Genomic DNA, 12,675 nt, shown 5'->3' with positions numbered 1-12,675 from the left:
GCATCACAGCATCTGTGTGACGCCTTCACGCCAATCTGTGGTGCCCAGATCCTTCGCAAACTCTCCGGTCTCGATCACGCAGGGGGAGTACCAGATCGGGGCGAGCTGGTTGAGTTCGTACATCGACCTCTCGAAGACTCCGGCGACGCGAGTCGTCCAGCGGGGGAGGGACAGTGGCCTCCGCGGTCTCGTTCCCAGATGCTCGTGAGTGAACTCCGCGATCTCGCCGAGTGTCGGATTCGAAGACGGAGCGATCAGCCGGCGATGCGTCCCCGCGGGGACGTCTTCGAGCAGCTGTGCCGCGCGGATCATCGCGGCAGCGAGGTCTTCGATCACGGTGATGCCGTGGGCGACATCGGAGCGTGCGGGCACAATGGCCCGATGCCATTTGGCGATCGGAGTGGTAATGCACATCTTCACCACTGAGGACCACGGCTGTGCGCTTCGGCCGAGCAGGTCTCCTGCAATGATGCTCGCCGAGGTGGCCGGGTGTTCCAGCCTCGCCTCCATGAGCTGCTGCCTGATCCGTCCCTTCTCCTCGACCGGGGCAAACGGAGAGGACTCCGTCACCGCGCTGTGGAGGCCAGCGAAGGCGTAGACCGATTCGGGGAAGATGACCGGCATGCCCAGTTCCGCGGCGACATCCATGATCGTCTTCTCCATCTGCGGCAGTACCTGTCCCCACACTCGGCTGTCATAGGGAGCATGAACGCAGGCGAAGATGACTTCGCTGCCAGCGGCGGCCTCGCGCAACTGCTCTGAGTCGGTTGCGTCCGCGCGGATACGGTCGATCCTGGCGTGGTCGGTGTAGGGCGAGTCTGCCGATCCTGAGCCGGCGGCGACAACTGGGACAGCGGCTGGAGCCGAACGGGTTGCAACTGCAACGTGTGCCCCTGCTGCTGTGAGCTGGGAGGCGATTTCGTTGCCGATCTGTCCGTAGCCGATGACGAGTGCAGATTTCATGATGATCATCCTTCGTGATGTCGTGATGTCGTGCGCACCTTTGAGTGCACGGCTTGTGAGAGCACTGCTCTCTGAAATCAGATTAGGCCGATCCGCAATGCAATTCAAGAGCAGTGCTCACTATTGTTATCTTCGCTCTCTCGTTTTAGGGTTGAGGCATGACGAACTCGACTCCGCGCCAGCGGGCCCGGCTGGAAACCGAAGCCCAGATCACCCGGATCGGGAACCGTATGCTCGACGACGATGGGCTCGAGGGAGTCTCACTTCGCGCCATTGCTCGAGAACTCGGAATCGTCTCAAGCGCCATCTACCGATACGTGAAGAACCGCGATGAGCTGCTGACAATACTCATCCGTGACGCGTTCACTGCGATCGCCGACGAGGTCGATGAGGCACTGACACGCGACGAGTCCGTTCTCACGGTCGGTGTGACGATGCTTGCCTGGTCGCGCCGGCATCCCAATCGGTGGGCGCTCATCTACGGCACACCCATCCCGGACTATCAGGCCCCAAGGGATGAGACCGTAGTGCCCGGGACCAGGATCATGGTGACGCTGACGAATCTGTTGGAAAAGTCCTCGGCAGTCCAGACTTCCTCTGAGCTTCCGCCATCTCACGCCTTGGACCCACTGCGTGAAGGGTTGCGGGAACTGGGGTTGGAGCCTGATGATCAGGTGATCGTGCGCTCTGTGACCGTCTGGGCGGCGCTGGTCGGCCTCATCAATGCACTGCGCTTCGGGCAGTTCGGCCCTGGAGTCGAACTCGTCGAGGATGAGCTTATGCGCGGAGTCGTATCGTCTCTCGGGCACTGAGCCAGCAAACGGCACCGAGCTGGCGTGAGCGGCCGCTACGAGGAGCCCTTCACCCGTCAAGAAGTCCGCGGATGTCCTCACTCGTGATTGTCGAGGAGAAGCCCTCGCCCTCATTGACCAGGGAGTCGAAGAGCTGTGCCTTCCTCTCCTGCAGCGCTAGAACCTTCTCCTCGATGGTCTTCTCAGACACCATCCGATAGACCATGACGTTCTTCGTCTGCCCGATGCGGTGCGCACGATCAACCGCCTGAGCTTCCACCGCCGGATTCCACCAGGGATCAAGCAGGAAAACATAGTCGGCCTCTGTCAACGTCAGCCCGAATCCGCCGGCTTTGAGGCTGATCAGGAAGACCGGTGCCTCCCCAGCTCTGAAATCATCGATGACCGCACCTCGGTTCCGGGTGGAGCCGTCTAAGTAGCAGTAGTTGATGTTGCGATGATCGAGCTGTTCGCCGACCCGTGACAGGAACGAGGTGAATTGGCTGAAGATGATGGTGCGGTGCCCCTCGGCGATGATGTCGTCGAGGTGGGAGAAGAGTGCGCTGAGTTTGCTCGATCCGATCGCTTCGTACTTCTCATCGATGAGATAGGGGTCGATGGCCAACATCCGCAGCAGTGTCAGTGACCGGAAGATGGCGAAGCGGTTGCGATCCATGTCGTTGATGAGGCCGAGGAGCTTCTTCCTCTCCTTCTGCAGGACCGTGTTGTAGAGATCCCGGTGCTTGGAGCTGAGTTCGACGCTGAGGATCTGTTCCTGCTTCGGCGGGAGGTCGGCTGCCACCAGTTCCTTGTTCCGCCGTTTCATGAACGGTCTGATCCGCCGCCGCAGCAGCGCCATGCCCTCCGGACTCTCTCCCGATTCGATGGGTAAGACGATCTCGCGACGGAACTTCTCGATGCCCGGCAGCAGTCCCGGTGAGGTGATCGAGTACAGCGACCACAGGTCGGTCAGCGAGTTCTCCATCGGAGTGCCTGTGATGGCCAGGCGGAATCGCGCCTGGATTCCCTTCGCCGCAGTGTGGACCTTGGCCGTCCGGTTCTTGACGAACTGCGCCTCGTCGAGGACGAAGGTGTCCCACACGATCGATCGGAAGGCCTGAGCGTCGAGGCGCAGAATCGCATAGGAGGTGATGACGAGGTCGGCATCCTCGATCTCCAAGGCCAAGGCAGTCTTCCGCTTCTTCTCTGTGGCCGAGATAGTGGTGACTCGCAGACCAGGTGCGAACTTCTCGGCCTCCGCACGCCACGTCGACATCACCGATGTGGGTGCGACGACGAGAATGGGGGAGGCATTCGCCGTCGTGTTCTTGATATGAGTGAACAGGCTAAGTGCCTGCAGAGTTTTACCCAAACCCATATCGTCGGCGAGGATGCCGCCGAGTCCGCTGGACCACAGTGCGGCCAGCCAACTGAACCCCTCCTGTTGGTAGGGCCGCAGTGTGGCCTCGATTCCCTCCGGCACGTCGAGAGACGGAATCTCGCCGAGGTGGCTGAGCGCTTCGACCGAACGTCGCCAAGAGGCCGCCGCTGTGGAGTCGTCGACGAGTTCGTCGAACTCGGCCCACAGATCCATGTGATAGCGCGAGAGGCGAGGTGAGTCCGGCTGCCAATCCGCAATGACATCCGATTCAGCGAGCATGCGACGAAACTTGTCGAAGAAGGGCCCGTCGAGGGAGAAGTACGCGCCATCGGGCAGGACTATCATCTCTGCCCCCTGTGCGAGGGCGACGAACAGGTCGGCGAAGCGAACCTTCTGTCCGGCAATCATGATGTGGAAGCGAATGTCGAACCAGTCGCTGTCTTCGGCCTCGTCGGTCGACATCGACACCAACGGTGCTTCGGTGACTTCCCGATAGTCCGGGCGATCGCCGACCTCATGGACCTCGAGATGGTCGATGTCGCTCAGGGTGGGCAGGAGCTTGTCGACGAAGACAGCCGTCTGCAGACCGTCGAGGTCCACGGTGCCTGCATGACCCAACGCACTGGGGAGGGTCAGTGGGACTGGGATTGCCGCAACCGTGGAGCTGAGATTCGCGAGCACGGTGTCTTCGTGTTCAATGCTGCGGTCGCGGTCTGGTGCTGAACCTCGGCGGATCGGGAACGTATGAGTCGGGTGATGGTAGTGCCACTCCCACGTCAGATGTGCACCATGATCTCCGTAGGTGACGGTGAGCGCGAGGTCGGGAGGGACGAGCACGGGCAGGGTCACCGAATCGTCAGAGGAGATGACGGTGGTGGCATAGGCGAGCTTGGGATAGAAGCCTGTGAAGAAGTCATCCATCTGGTCCTTCGAGATGGTGACCGGTTCCCAACGACGCAGCATCTCAACGACCGCATGGTCGGTGGTCTTCTCTGCCGGTGCCAGGACGAGGGCGAGTCCTGCCGCGGTCGAGATTCCGTAGAAGCCATGATCGTCGATCGGCCCGCTGAGCCCTTGGTCGAACGGTTCTTCGTCAACGGTGATCAGGGAGCGAACCTCGAGCCCCTGTGGCGTCGCGACCACATCGCATTCCGTGGTGGCCTCGTCAGCCAGGCGGACCGTGAGCTCGCGGCGGGTGCCGACAAGTTCGATGCCCAAAGTCCTCGCCTGATCGAAGAGATGCCACAGCAAGGGTGAGGCGAACCAGTCAAGGACCACAGTGTCCTCATTGGTCACAAGGCGATTCGAATTGATGGCAGAGAGCCCGTACAGCTGAGCGAACCATGCCGCCTGACCGCGCGCATAGGCGCGGGTGGTGGAGTTGTTGGCGATGTTGGACCAGGACACGTTGCCCTTGATCCAGTTGCGGCGTGCCCCCTCCATCAGAGGACGCAGAGTGACGACGAGGTCGGTGTAACCGGTCAGCTTCGTGCGCGTGATCGGGTGCACTTCGAAGTTCCCGAAGCGAGTGCGCCGCAGTTCGGAGATCTCGAAGCCGAGCGCAAGCCGCGTCGGTGCAGTCCCAGCCAGGGTGCCGCCGGGGCCAGAGGCCCACACCGATGCATCGACGCGGTCGGAGGAGAAACCGGAGAGGATCGACTTCCAATCCGACTCCGCACGCCGAGGTGACGACGTCCCACTGCGGGAAGCTGTTCTGCTGCGGGCAGTCTGCCAGCTGGGAGGGTCGGGGGAACTGCGTTGGTCCGGGTCGTGCAGTGCCGTCGAACCGAATGGAGCCACCTGCCGAACCGATGCCGCCATGAGCGCAGCCACCACATGTTTGCAGTCTCCGCCCACGGGGCATGTGCACTGCGAGGAGAGCACGGTGAATGATTTCGCCGTGGGACTGTGTCGCTTCAGCCGCACGATGCTGGTGTAATCCTGTGCCGCGCTGCCTGCGACGTCTGCCCGCAGAGTATTGTCCTCGGGGTCCCAACGTGCCTGCCCGACCATGCCCTTGTTGGCGTAGCTGCGTCCGCGCTCGTAGAACGTGGTGCCGAAGTAGTCCTGCAACTCCTTGGCACTCACGTACGGCAATTCTACGGGAGACATAGGACGATGGTCTCACCCGGCACTGACATGACAGAAGCGGCCCCCGACCAGTGGTCGGGAGCCGCAGCGGATATCTTGGGGCCATGGCGCACGACGAAAGAGTCGGCACGCACGGTGGGGTGTCTCAGCGAACAGGGCCTGTGTACTTCTCGCCGGGACCCTGTCCTGGCTCATCCTGAATCGCCGAGGCTTCGCGGAAGGCCAGCTGGAGGCTGCGCAGGCCGTCGCGCAGAGGGCGAGCATGGTGGTCGCCGATGACGGTGGCGGCGCCGGTGACCAGGCCGGCCAGCGCAGTGATGAGCTTGCGTGCCTCGTCCAGGTCCTGCAGCTCTGCTGCGGGAGCCTCGGGGGAGTCTTCGGCCAGTCCGCATTTGACGGCGGCAGCGGACATCAAGTGCACGGCTGCTGATGTGATGACCTCGATGGCTGGTACTTCGGCGATGTCACGCGTGACATCGGCAACCGCCTCGGCGGGTACAGAATTTTCAGAACTCATGGGACTAGCTTGACATATGAACGACGCGTCGATTGCACGTTCGGCCTCGATGTGCGAAGAGTCATGAAGCGTAGTACACTAAGTCGTGGTGCGAAGCGGAGTCTGACTCCCACCTTGATCGTGTAGAGCGATCGGGTCCAATGATCTGATGATCGACAGCCCAGGTGCAAGCCTGAGGCAGAAGATTTCAGATCGAGGTGTATTCACTTGAAGTGCTGCGGTTTCAATACCGTGCTCTGATGTGTGTGCAGGCTCCCTTGGCATGTGGTCAATGGGAGCCTTTTCTATTGCCACGACATCATTTGAGCTAAAAAGGAGTGAACACATCAGCGAGACGCGCATCAATGACCGGATTCGGGTTCCCGAGGTCCGGTTGGTCGGACCCAACGGTGAACAGGTCGGTATCGTTGCCATTCGCAAGGCACTCGACCTCGCTCGCGAGGCAGATCTCGACTTGGTCGAGGTTGCACCGCAGGCGAAGCCTCCCGTCGCCAAACTCATGGACTACGGGAAATTCAAATACGAATCTGCTCAGAAGGCCAGAGAAGCCCGCAAGAACCAGGCGAACACTGCGCTGAAAGAGATCCGCTTCCGTCTCAAGATCGATGAACACGACTACGAGACGAAGAAGGGGCATGTGACCCGCTTCCTGTCCGGTGGCGACAAGGTCAAAGTCATGATCATGTTCCGCGGTCGTGAACAGTCTCGCCCCGAAATGGGCATCAAGCTGCTCAACCGCCTGGCCGAAGATGTGTCGGAACTGGGCACCGTCGAATCCTCACCACGGGTCGACGGACGCAACATGGTGATGGTCATTGCCCCACATAAGTCAAAGTCCGACGCCAAGGCCGAGGCCCGCAAGGCATCATCTGATGCCAAGGGCAACGTCGCCGAGGTGAAGTCCCGACGCGATCGCGTCGCTGCAGAGAAACAAGCAGCGCCCGACGCGTGAGAAGTAAGTACCGATTCGCTGGAGCCTGAACGGTTTCAGCGTGTGAAGTAGTTGCCGGTGGTCGCCACCGACAACGAAATGCAAAGGAGAACGGCTCGATGCCGAAGCAGAAGACGAACAGCAGCGCCAAGAAGCGCATGCGTGTGACGGGTACTGGCAAGATCATGCGTGAAGGCGTGAACAACCAGCACAAGTTCGAGGGCAAGTCCTCGGCCCGTAAGCGTCGCGTTGCGGAGGACCAGGTCCTCACCGGCGGAGATCGCGCCAAAGCCCGCAAGCTTCTGGGCAAGCTCAAGGGCAGGTGAGACCCCCTCGGGTCTCCAATCCCGGGCAGCCACGCACGTGGTTCCCATAGCTTGAACCAGACTCCGGCACCGCCGGCAGAACCAATTTTGAAGGAGTAACACGTGGCACGTGTTAAGAGAGCGGTCAACGCTCACAAGAAGCGCCGGGTCATCCTTGACCGGGCAAGCGGCTACCGTGGACAGCGCTCGCGCCTGTACCGCAAGGCCAAAGAACAGGTCATCCACTCGCTGGTCTACAGCTACCGTGACCGTCGCGCCCGCAAGGGTGACTTCCGTCGCCTGTGGATCCAGCGCATCAACGCCGGTGCTCGCGCCAACGGCATGACGTACAACCGTTTCATCCAGGGCCTCAAGGCCGCTGGCGTCGAGGTTGACCGCCGTATGCTCGCCGAGCTCGCCGTCAACGATTCAGCCACCTTCGCGCACCTGATCAAGGTTGCCAAGGAAGCTCTTCCGGCTGACGTCAACGCAGCGAAGACCGCCGCAGCCTGAGCTGCCGGTCCTCATACTCTCAACGGCCCCGAACTTACTTGGTTCGGGGCCGTTGATTTTGTCCCAGAACTTCCAGCACTTCCAGCACTTCCAGCACTTCCAGAACGCGGGTCGACAAACTCCATGAAGCTTCCAGACGTCATCTCCTCCACACAGTCGAAACGGATCAAGAACGCCGTCAAGCTACTCAAGCGCCACGGCCGCAAGACCTCGGGGCAGTTCCTCGTCGAAGGGCCGCAGGCCGTGCGAGAAGCGCTGGATCGTCATGTCTCGCAGGACCTTGACGGGCACAATCCTGGTGTTCCGGAGTGGATGGGCTCGACCATCGATCCCAAGGGTGCTGTCGTCGACCTCTTCATCACCGAGGAGGCGGCCGAGGTTCACCCCGAATTCGTCGAGACGGTCAAGGCCGCACAGATCGACTGGAACATCGTGACCCCCGAGGTGCTCGCCGAACTGGCGACGACCGTGAACTCACAAGGTGTCGTCGCCGTGTGTGAACACCTCGATGTGGCCCTTGACTCGGTGATCGACAAAGAAGCTCAGCTCATCGTGGTGCTCTCGCAGGTCCGTGATCCCGGCAACGCCGGCACGATCATCCGCCTGGCCGATGCCGCCGGTGCTGATGCCGTGGTGCTCACCAACTCGAGTGTCGACATCTACAATGACAAGACCGTGCGTTCGACCGCCGGTTCTCTGTTCCACATCCCTGTAGTCACCGGTGTGGGGCTGTCCGAGGTGACCGAACTCGCCCGTGCCCGTGGACTTCAGGTCCTCGCCGCAGATGCCAACGATGATGCCCATGACATCCACCATCCCTGGGATAGCGGACTCGACCTGACCGCCCGCACCACCTGGGTCTTCGGCAACGAAGCCTGGGGGATGGGCGAGAAGGACCTGGAACTCTGCGACGCCTCGGCCGCCGTGCCCATCTACGGTAAGGCCGAGAGCCTCAACCTGGCCACAGCTGCCGGTGTGTGCATCTACGAGAGCGCACGTAACCAGCGGATGTGAGGCAACTGCGTCTCGTTCAACGCTGAGTCAGGTTTTCCCCGTTGCCTCGGAGTGAAAACCTCCTTCAGCGTTGAACGACAGTTTCGAATGGTGGGCAGAGCGTCATCGATCCGCCTGTGATGGCGAGTGGTCTGTTGTCCACAGGCGCGTCGTGTCATCTTGCGGTAAGTGTCGTCATCGCAGATGCTGATGGCATGTTCGTCTGTCTGAGCACTGCAGAACTCACGGCTGCTGGTTGGTCTTCACACCAGATCGACAACGCCCTGGCCTGCTGTCTCCGACGGGTGCGGTCCGGCCGATACCTCGTGAAACGACAGTGCCAGACGCCGATTCACGAGCACATCGCACTGATCGCTGGTTCCGATCGCACGCATCTCCCGGTGGAGACCGCGGGAATGAGGAAACGTGATGAGGACCTGCGCATTCTCGTCAGATCGTACGTGGGCGACCTTCCGCCAGGGGCAACACTTTCGCACAGAAGCGCTCTCATCGTGCATGGGCTGCCTATCCCTTACTTCGACCGCGATGAGTCCATAGTCGCCGAGGTGGTTCATCCGACTCATGGAGTCCGCCGGAACACCCTCCTGATGAGGCGCCGGGACTACGGATCAGCCGAGGTATGCGAGATCGACGGAGCACGCGCGACCACGTTGCTGCGCACCTTGGCCGATATTGCTCGCGACTATCCGCTTGCGTTCGCGGTCGCCGTTATCGACGCCGCTATCCACACTTCCCTGGTGACCTTGCCGCTGGTTAGGGAGTACTGCGAAGCGCACCCGGTGCGGACGCGTCAACGCCGGGTCGATCGGGTGTTGGGGCTCGCTGACGGTCGCCGCGAGTCGATCGCCGAATCCATCTGTGCTGTGCGATTCGTCGAGTTCTCCATTCCAGGGTTCGAACCACAGGTGACCATTCGCGATGAGAACGGGAACTTCGTCGCGCGAACCGATTTCGCAAATAGGCGAGCGAAAACTGTCGCAGAGTTCGACGGCGCTGGAAAGTACCATCTGCCGGGCCGAGACCCGCGACGAGAACTAGAGCTCGAACGTCAACGTGAGTACAAGCTGCGAAACCTCGGATATTCCGTATTTCGCCTCCGCTGGCAAGACCTCTTCTCCGCTGATGTGTTCCTCAGAATCAGAGCACGCGTCGCGAGCACCGCAGGAACCACAGGCTGACTAGCACAAGCATCCACACTGCGCGGCCGCTCGTTCAACGCGGAGCCAGCTCTTCCCGCCGAGGCAACAGGGAAAGCCTGGCTCAACGTTGAACGACGGCGAAACATGCGAAACAGCGCGAAGACGGCTCGGTAGTATGCAGCTGGAAGTAGGCACTAGGAAGGCGGGTGTGCCCGACGGCATGTGTGTCACCGGAACCCGATACGGTGAGCCTATGACGACTGAAGCTCCTCGCGAACCCAAGATCAAGCTGACGAACCTGACGCCTGGCTACCTCGGTGATATCGGTCCGGAAGAGTTTCTAGAGGGCATGGAGTTCACGGATCTTGACCTCGCCGAGGTGGATTCCACCCAGGCCACGTACCTGGACTGCTCGCTGTCCCGCATGAACTTCGGGGCAGCCGAGGACCCAGCGGATCTCACCGGTGCACGTTTCTCGGGCTCGAAGATCGAAGACTCCCGCGCCGATACATGGACGATGCCACGGGGAAGTTTCATCCATACCGTGATCTCTGGAACACGGATCGGTGCTGGAGTCTTCCATGACAGCGTGTGGGAGAAGACGACCTTCAACAACTGCCGAATCTCCTACCTCAATCTACGCGGAGCCAAACTCACCGACGTCGAATTTCGCGACTGCGTCATCGACGAGATTGACCTCGACCGAGCCAAGGTCAACCGAGTGTCATTCCCCGGCTCCACGGTCGGAGTGCTCCAGTGCGAACAGGCGACGCTGGGCAATGTGGACCTCCGGGGCCTGCAGCCGCACAAGATCTCCGGAGTCCACTCATTGCGCGGAGCCACCATCGACGAAACACAACTGATGCTCTTCGCCGATCTCTTCGCTCACGAACTCGGCATCAGAGTCGAATGACCGCCGACGCGGCTGGTCCAACGGATCCGTAAGGAGAGCAGGAGGGAGCAGCACCGATGTTCTACCCGCCGATGATGGGCTACCTGATCGTGACGGCGGTCAGCGTCTTGATGATCGTCGCACAGCGCAGACAGGCGATCGGCAGGAACTCTGTGATCGGGATCCGGACGAGGTACACGCGCGCATCCGATGCGTCGTGGAAGGCAGGGCAGCGCGCGGGCAGGCCCTATCTCATTGCCATGGCCGCCATCAGCATCTGCCATGCAGTAGCGCTGTTCGTCGCCGAGATATCGGATGCCACAACAACTGGCCACATCCTGTCCGTAGTCGGATGGGTGCTCGTAGTCATCTGCGCCGTCTTGGTAGGCAGAGCGGCAAACAGCGCCGCAAGGTCAGTTGGATAGTGCGGCAGGTTCAGCCGGACTCTGAAGTCAGCCCTACTGATTGTCCAGCGCCTGAGTCGCTCGCTCACCCAACTCATCGATGAGAACTCGCTCGTTCTCCGAATAGTCGATGGGCACGACGACGAGGTGGACTCCACCGGCGGCGAAGGCCGACTCGAGGACCTCGTTCATCTCGCTGACATTCTCGAGCCGATGCCCGGTTGCCCCGTAGGACTCGGCATAGGCGACGAACTCCGGATTGCCGAACGTGAGGCCGTAGTCGGGCATGCCGTCCACGGCCTGCTTCCACCGAATCATGCCATAGGAGCTGTCTTCGAGGACGAGCACCACGAGGTCAAGGCCGAGGCGAACAGCGGTCTCCATCTCCTGGCTGTTCATCATGAACCCACCGTCACCGACGACTGCCATGACGCGGCGGTCCGGGTAGGTCAGTTTGGCGGCCATGGCCGAGGGGAGACCGGCACCCATGGTGGCCAACGCATTGTCGAGGAGGAGAGTGTTGGCCCGGGTGGTGCGGTAGTTGCGGGCGAACCAGATCTTGTACATGCCGTTGTCCAACGCCACGATCCCGTCGACGGGCATGACCGTGCGCACCTCGGCGACGATGCGCTGCGGAATGAAGCGGTCATCGGTCGAACGCTCTTCGATCTTCTCCAGAATCCCGGCCCGCATCGGCAGCAGTGCTCCGGCATTGGGCACATGACCGACGAGTTCGACAGCGAGCCGATCGAGGCTGGGGCCCAGGTCACCGATGGTTTCGACCTGCGGGAAGTAGACCTGCTCGACGACGGCTGCCCGGTAGCCGACGTGGACGACGGTCGGCCCGTTCTCGTCCATCGTGAACGGCGGCTTCTCGGTCGTATCGTGGCCGATGGTGACGATGACATCGGCCTTCTCGATCGCATCATGGACATAGTCGCGGCTGGTCAGGGCCGCGGTGCCCATGTACAGGCCGGACGAACCGGACACGGATCCCTTGCCCATCTGAGTGGTGAAATAGGGGATGCGCACCCGGGAGACGAAACGTGAGAGCGCCTCGCTGCAGTCCGAGCGTGAGGCATCGGCGCCGAGCATGAGCAGCGGCCGCTTGGCATTCCGGATCACCTGGGCCGCGGCATCGACGGCGTCATCGCTGGCAGTCGCCCGACCATTCGTGTGCGGTTGGATCAGGTCTGCATGCTCGACAGGCATGGCGGCAATGTCCTCGGGAAGTTCCAGGTGGACCGGGCCCGGCCGTTCGAACCGGGCGACGCGGAAGGCCTCTCTGACCATGGTGGGGACCATGTTCGCCGAGGTGATCTGTCGGCTGTCCTTCGTCAGCGGCTTCATCGTCGCCACAGTATTCACGATCTGGAAGCGCGCCTGCTCGGCCGTGCGGATCCCCTTCTGTCCGGTGATCATGATCACCGGCATCCCGCCGAGGTGGGCGTAGGCCGCACCGGTCGCTAGGTTAAGTGCGCCGGGACCGAGCGTGGTCAGACACACTCCTGGCTTGCCTGTCAGTCGCCCATAGGTTGCGGCCATGAAGGCGGCAGCCTGTTCGTGGCGGGTGAGGACGAATTCGATCGATGACTGGCGCAGAGAATCGATGAAGTCGATGTTCTCCTCACCGGGGATGCCGAAGATGCGTTCGACTCCCTCGTTCTCCAGGGCCTTGACCATGACATCGGAAGCTCGCTGAGTCGTCATGTTTCGACACTACATCTTTTGGAG

General features: G+C 61.3%; 12 protein-coding genes. 8 read left to right on the top strand and 4 right to left on the bottom strand.

Annotation, left to right across the window (positions count from 1 at the left end; genetic code table 11):
* Positions 1 to 3 precede the first annotated feature (3 nt).
* Entirely contained in the window at positions 4 to 963 is a 960-nt protein-coding gene (locus CXR25_RS12065; RefSeq protein WP_164513817.1) for an NmrA family NAD(P)-binding protein, read from the bottom strand.
* Between the two features lie 158 nt (positions 964 to 1,121).
* On the opposite strand from CXR25_RS12065, the gene CXR25_RS12060 reads away from it, so the two are divergent.
* Positions 1,122 to 1,775, top strand: coding sequence for a TetR/AcrR family transcriptional regulator (locus CXR25_RS12060; RefSeq protein WP_009885057.1), 654 nt, complete (start codon positions 1,122 to 1,124; stop codon positions 1,773 to 1,775).
* Between the two features lie 49 nt (positions 1,776 to 1,824).
* Here the strand turns inward: CXR25_RS12060 and CXR25_RS12055 are convergent, their stop codons facing one another.
* Both CXR25_RS12055 and CXR25_RS12050 read right to left on the bottom strand, forming a co-directional pair.
* Entirely contained in the window at positions 1,825 to 5,223 is a 3,399-nt protein-coding gene (locus CXR25_RS12055) for a DEAD/DEAH box helicase (RefSeq protein ID WP_164513967.1), read from the bottom strand.
* A gap of 148 nt (positions 5,224 to 5,371) precedes the next feature.
* Positions 5,372 to 5,743, bottom strand: coding sequence for a DUF1844 domain-containing protein (locus CXR25_RS12050; RefSeq protein ID WP_009885055.1), 372 nt, complete (start codon positions 5,741 to 5,743; stop codon positions 5,372 to 5,374).
* A gap of 271 nt (positions 5,744 to 6,014) precedes the next feature.
* On the opposite strand from CXR25_RS12050, the gene infC reads away from it, so the two are divergent.
* From infC to CXR25_RS12015, 7 genes are all read left to right on the top strand, one after another.
* A complete protein-coding gene (gene infC, locus CXR25_RS12045; RefSeq protein ID WP_081448649.1) occupies positions 6,015 to 6,695 on the top strand; it encodes a translation initiation factor IF-3 in 681 nt (226 codons plus the stop codon).
* A 98-nt stretch (positions 6,696 to 6,793) separates the two neighbouring features.
* On the top strand, positions 6,794 to 7,000 hold the full coding sequence (gene rpmI / locus CXR25_RS12040) for a 50S ribosomal protein L35 (protein ID WP_009885053.1): 207 nt from the start codon (positions 6,794 to 6,796) through the stop codon (positions 6,998 to 7,000).
* 102 nt (positions 7,001 to 7,102) lie between these two features.
* Positions 7,103 to 7,492 carry a 50S ribosomal protein L20 gene (gene rplT / locus CXR25_RS12035; protein ID WP_009885052.1) on the top strand — a complete coding sequence of 130 codons (390 nt, stop codon included), beginning with the start codon at positions 7,103 to 7,105 and terminating at the stop codon, positions 7,490 to 7,492.
* Between the two features lie 123 nt (positions 7,493 to 7,615).
* Positions 7,616 to 8,506 carry a TrmH family RNA methyltransferase gene (locus tag CXR25_RS12030; RefSeq protein WP_125240591.1) on the top strand — a complete coding sequence of 297 codons (891 nt, stop codon included), beginning with the start codon at positions 7,616 to 7,618 and terminating at the stop codon, positions 8,504 to 8,506.
* 395 nt (positions 8,507 to 8,901) lie between these two features.
* Positions 8,902 to 9,684, top strand: coding sequence for a hypothetical protein (locus CXR25_RS12025; RefSeq protein ID WP_125240590.1), 783 nt, complete (start codon positions 8,902 to 8,904; stop codon positions 9,682 to 9,684).
* A 214-nt stretch (positions 9,685 to 9,898) separates the two neighbouring features.
* Positions 9,899 to 10,558, top strand: coding sequence for a pentapeptide repeat-containing protein (locus CXR25_RS12020; protein ID WP_069601382.1), 660 nt, complete (start codon positions 9,899 to 9,901; stop codon positions 10,556 to 10,558).
* Positions 10,559 to 10,614: 56 nt separating this feature from the next.
* Positions 10,615 to 10,962 carry an SdpI family protein gene (locus tag CXR25_RS12015; protein ID WP_114319830.1) on the top strand — a complete coding sequence of 116 codons (348 nt, stop codon included), beginning with the start codon at positions 10,615 to 10,617 and terminating at the stop codon, positions 10,960 to 10,962.
* A 33-nt stretch (positions 10,963 to 10,995) separates the two neighbouring features.
* Here CXR25_RS12015 and CXR25_RS12010 read toward each other — a convergent pair whose 3' ends face one another.
* Entirely contained in the window at positions 10,996 to 12,651 is a 1,656-nt protein-coding gene (locus CXR25_RS12010; protein WP_125240589.1) for an acetolactate synthase large subunit, read from the bottom strand.
* Positions 12,652 to 12,675 lie beyond the last annotated feature (24 nt).

Source organism: Brevibacterium aurantiacum (genome assembly GCF_003932995.1).
GTDB lineage: Bacteria > Actinomycetota > Actinomycetes > Actinomycetales > Brevibacteriaceae > Brevibacterium > Brevibacterium aurantiacum.
The sequence above is the reverse complement of the archived record's forward strand: the minus strand, read 5'-3'. Positions and strand labels throughout refer to the sequence as shown.

What these genes read in the sequence shown, in the direction of transcription:
- CXR25_RS12030 (WP_125240591.1), top strand. Translation starts at nt 7,616, where the DNA reads ATGAAGCTTCCAGACGTCATCTCCTCCACACAGTCGAAACGGATCAAG.
- CXR25_RS12060 (WP_009885057.1), top strand. Translation starts at nt 1,122, where the DNA reads ATGACGAACTCGACTCCGCGCCAGCGGGCCCGGCTGGAAACCGAAGCC.
- infC (WP_081448649.1), top strand. Translation starts at nt 6,015, where the DNA reads ATGGGAGCCTTTTCTATTGCCACGACATCATTTGAGCTAAAAAGGAGT.
- CXR25_RS12020 (WP_069601382.1), top strand. Translation starts at nt 9,899, where the DNA reads ATGACGACTGAAGCTCCTCGCGAACCCAAGATCAAGCTGACGAACCTG.
- CXR25_RS12010 (WP_125240589.1), bottom strand. Translation starts at nt 12,651, where the DNA reads ATGACGACTCAGCGAGCTTCCGATGTCATGGTCAAGGCCCTGGAGAAC.
- CXR25_RS12050 (WP_009885055.1), bottom strand. Translation starts at nt 5,743, where the DNA reads ATGAGTTCTGAAAATTCTGTACCCGCCGAGGCGGTTGCCGATGTCACG.
- rpmI (WP_009885053.1), top strand. Translation starts at nt 6,794, where the DNA reads ATGCCGAAGCAGAAGACGAACAGCAGCGCCAAGAAGCGCATGCGTGTG.
- CXR25_RS12025 (WP_125240590.1), top strand. Translation starts at nt 8,902, where the DNA reads ATGAGGAAACGTGATGAGGACCTGCGCATTCTCGTCAGATCGTACGTG.
- CXR25_RS12015 (WP_114319830.1), top strand. Translation starts at nt 10,615, where the DNA reads ATGTTCTACCCGCCGATGATGGGCTACCTGATCGTGACGGCGGTCAGC.
- CXR25_RS12065 (WP_164513817.1), bottom strand. Translation starts at nt 963, where the DNA reads ATGAAATCTGCACTCGTCATCGGCTACGGACAGATCGGCAACGAAATC.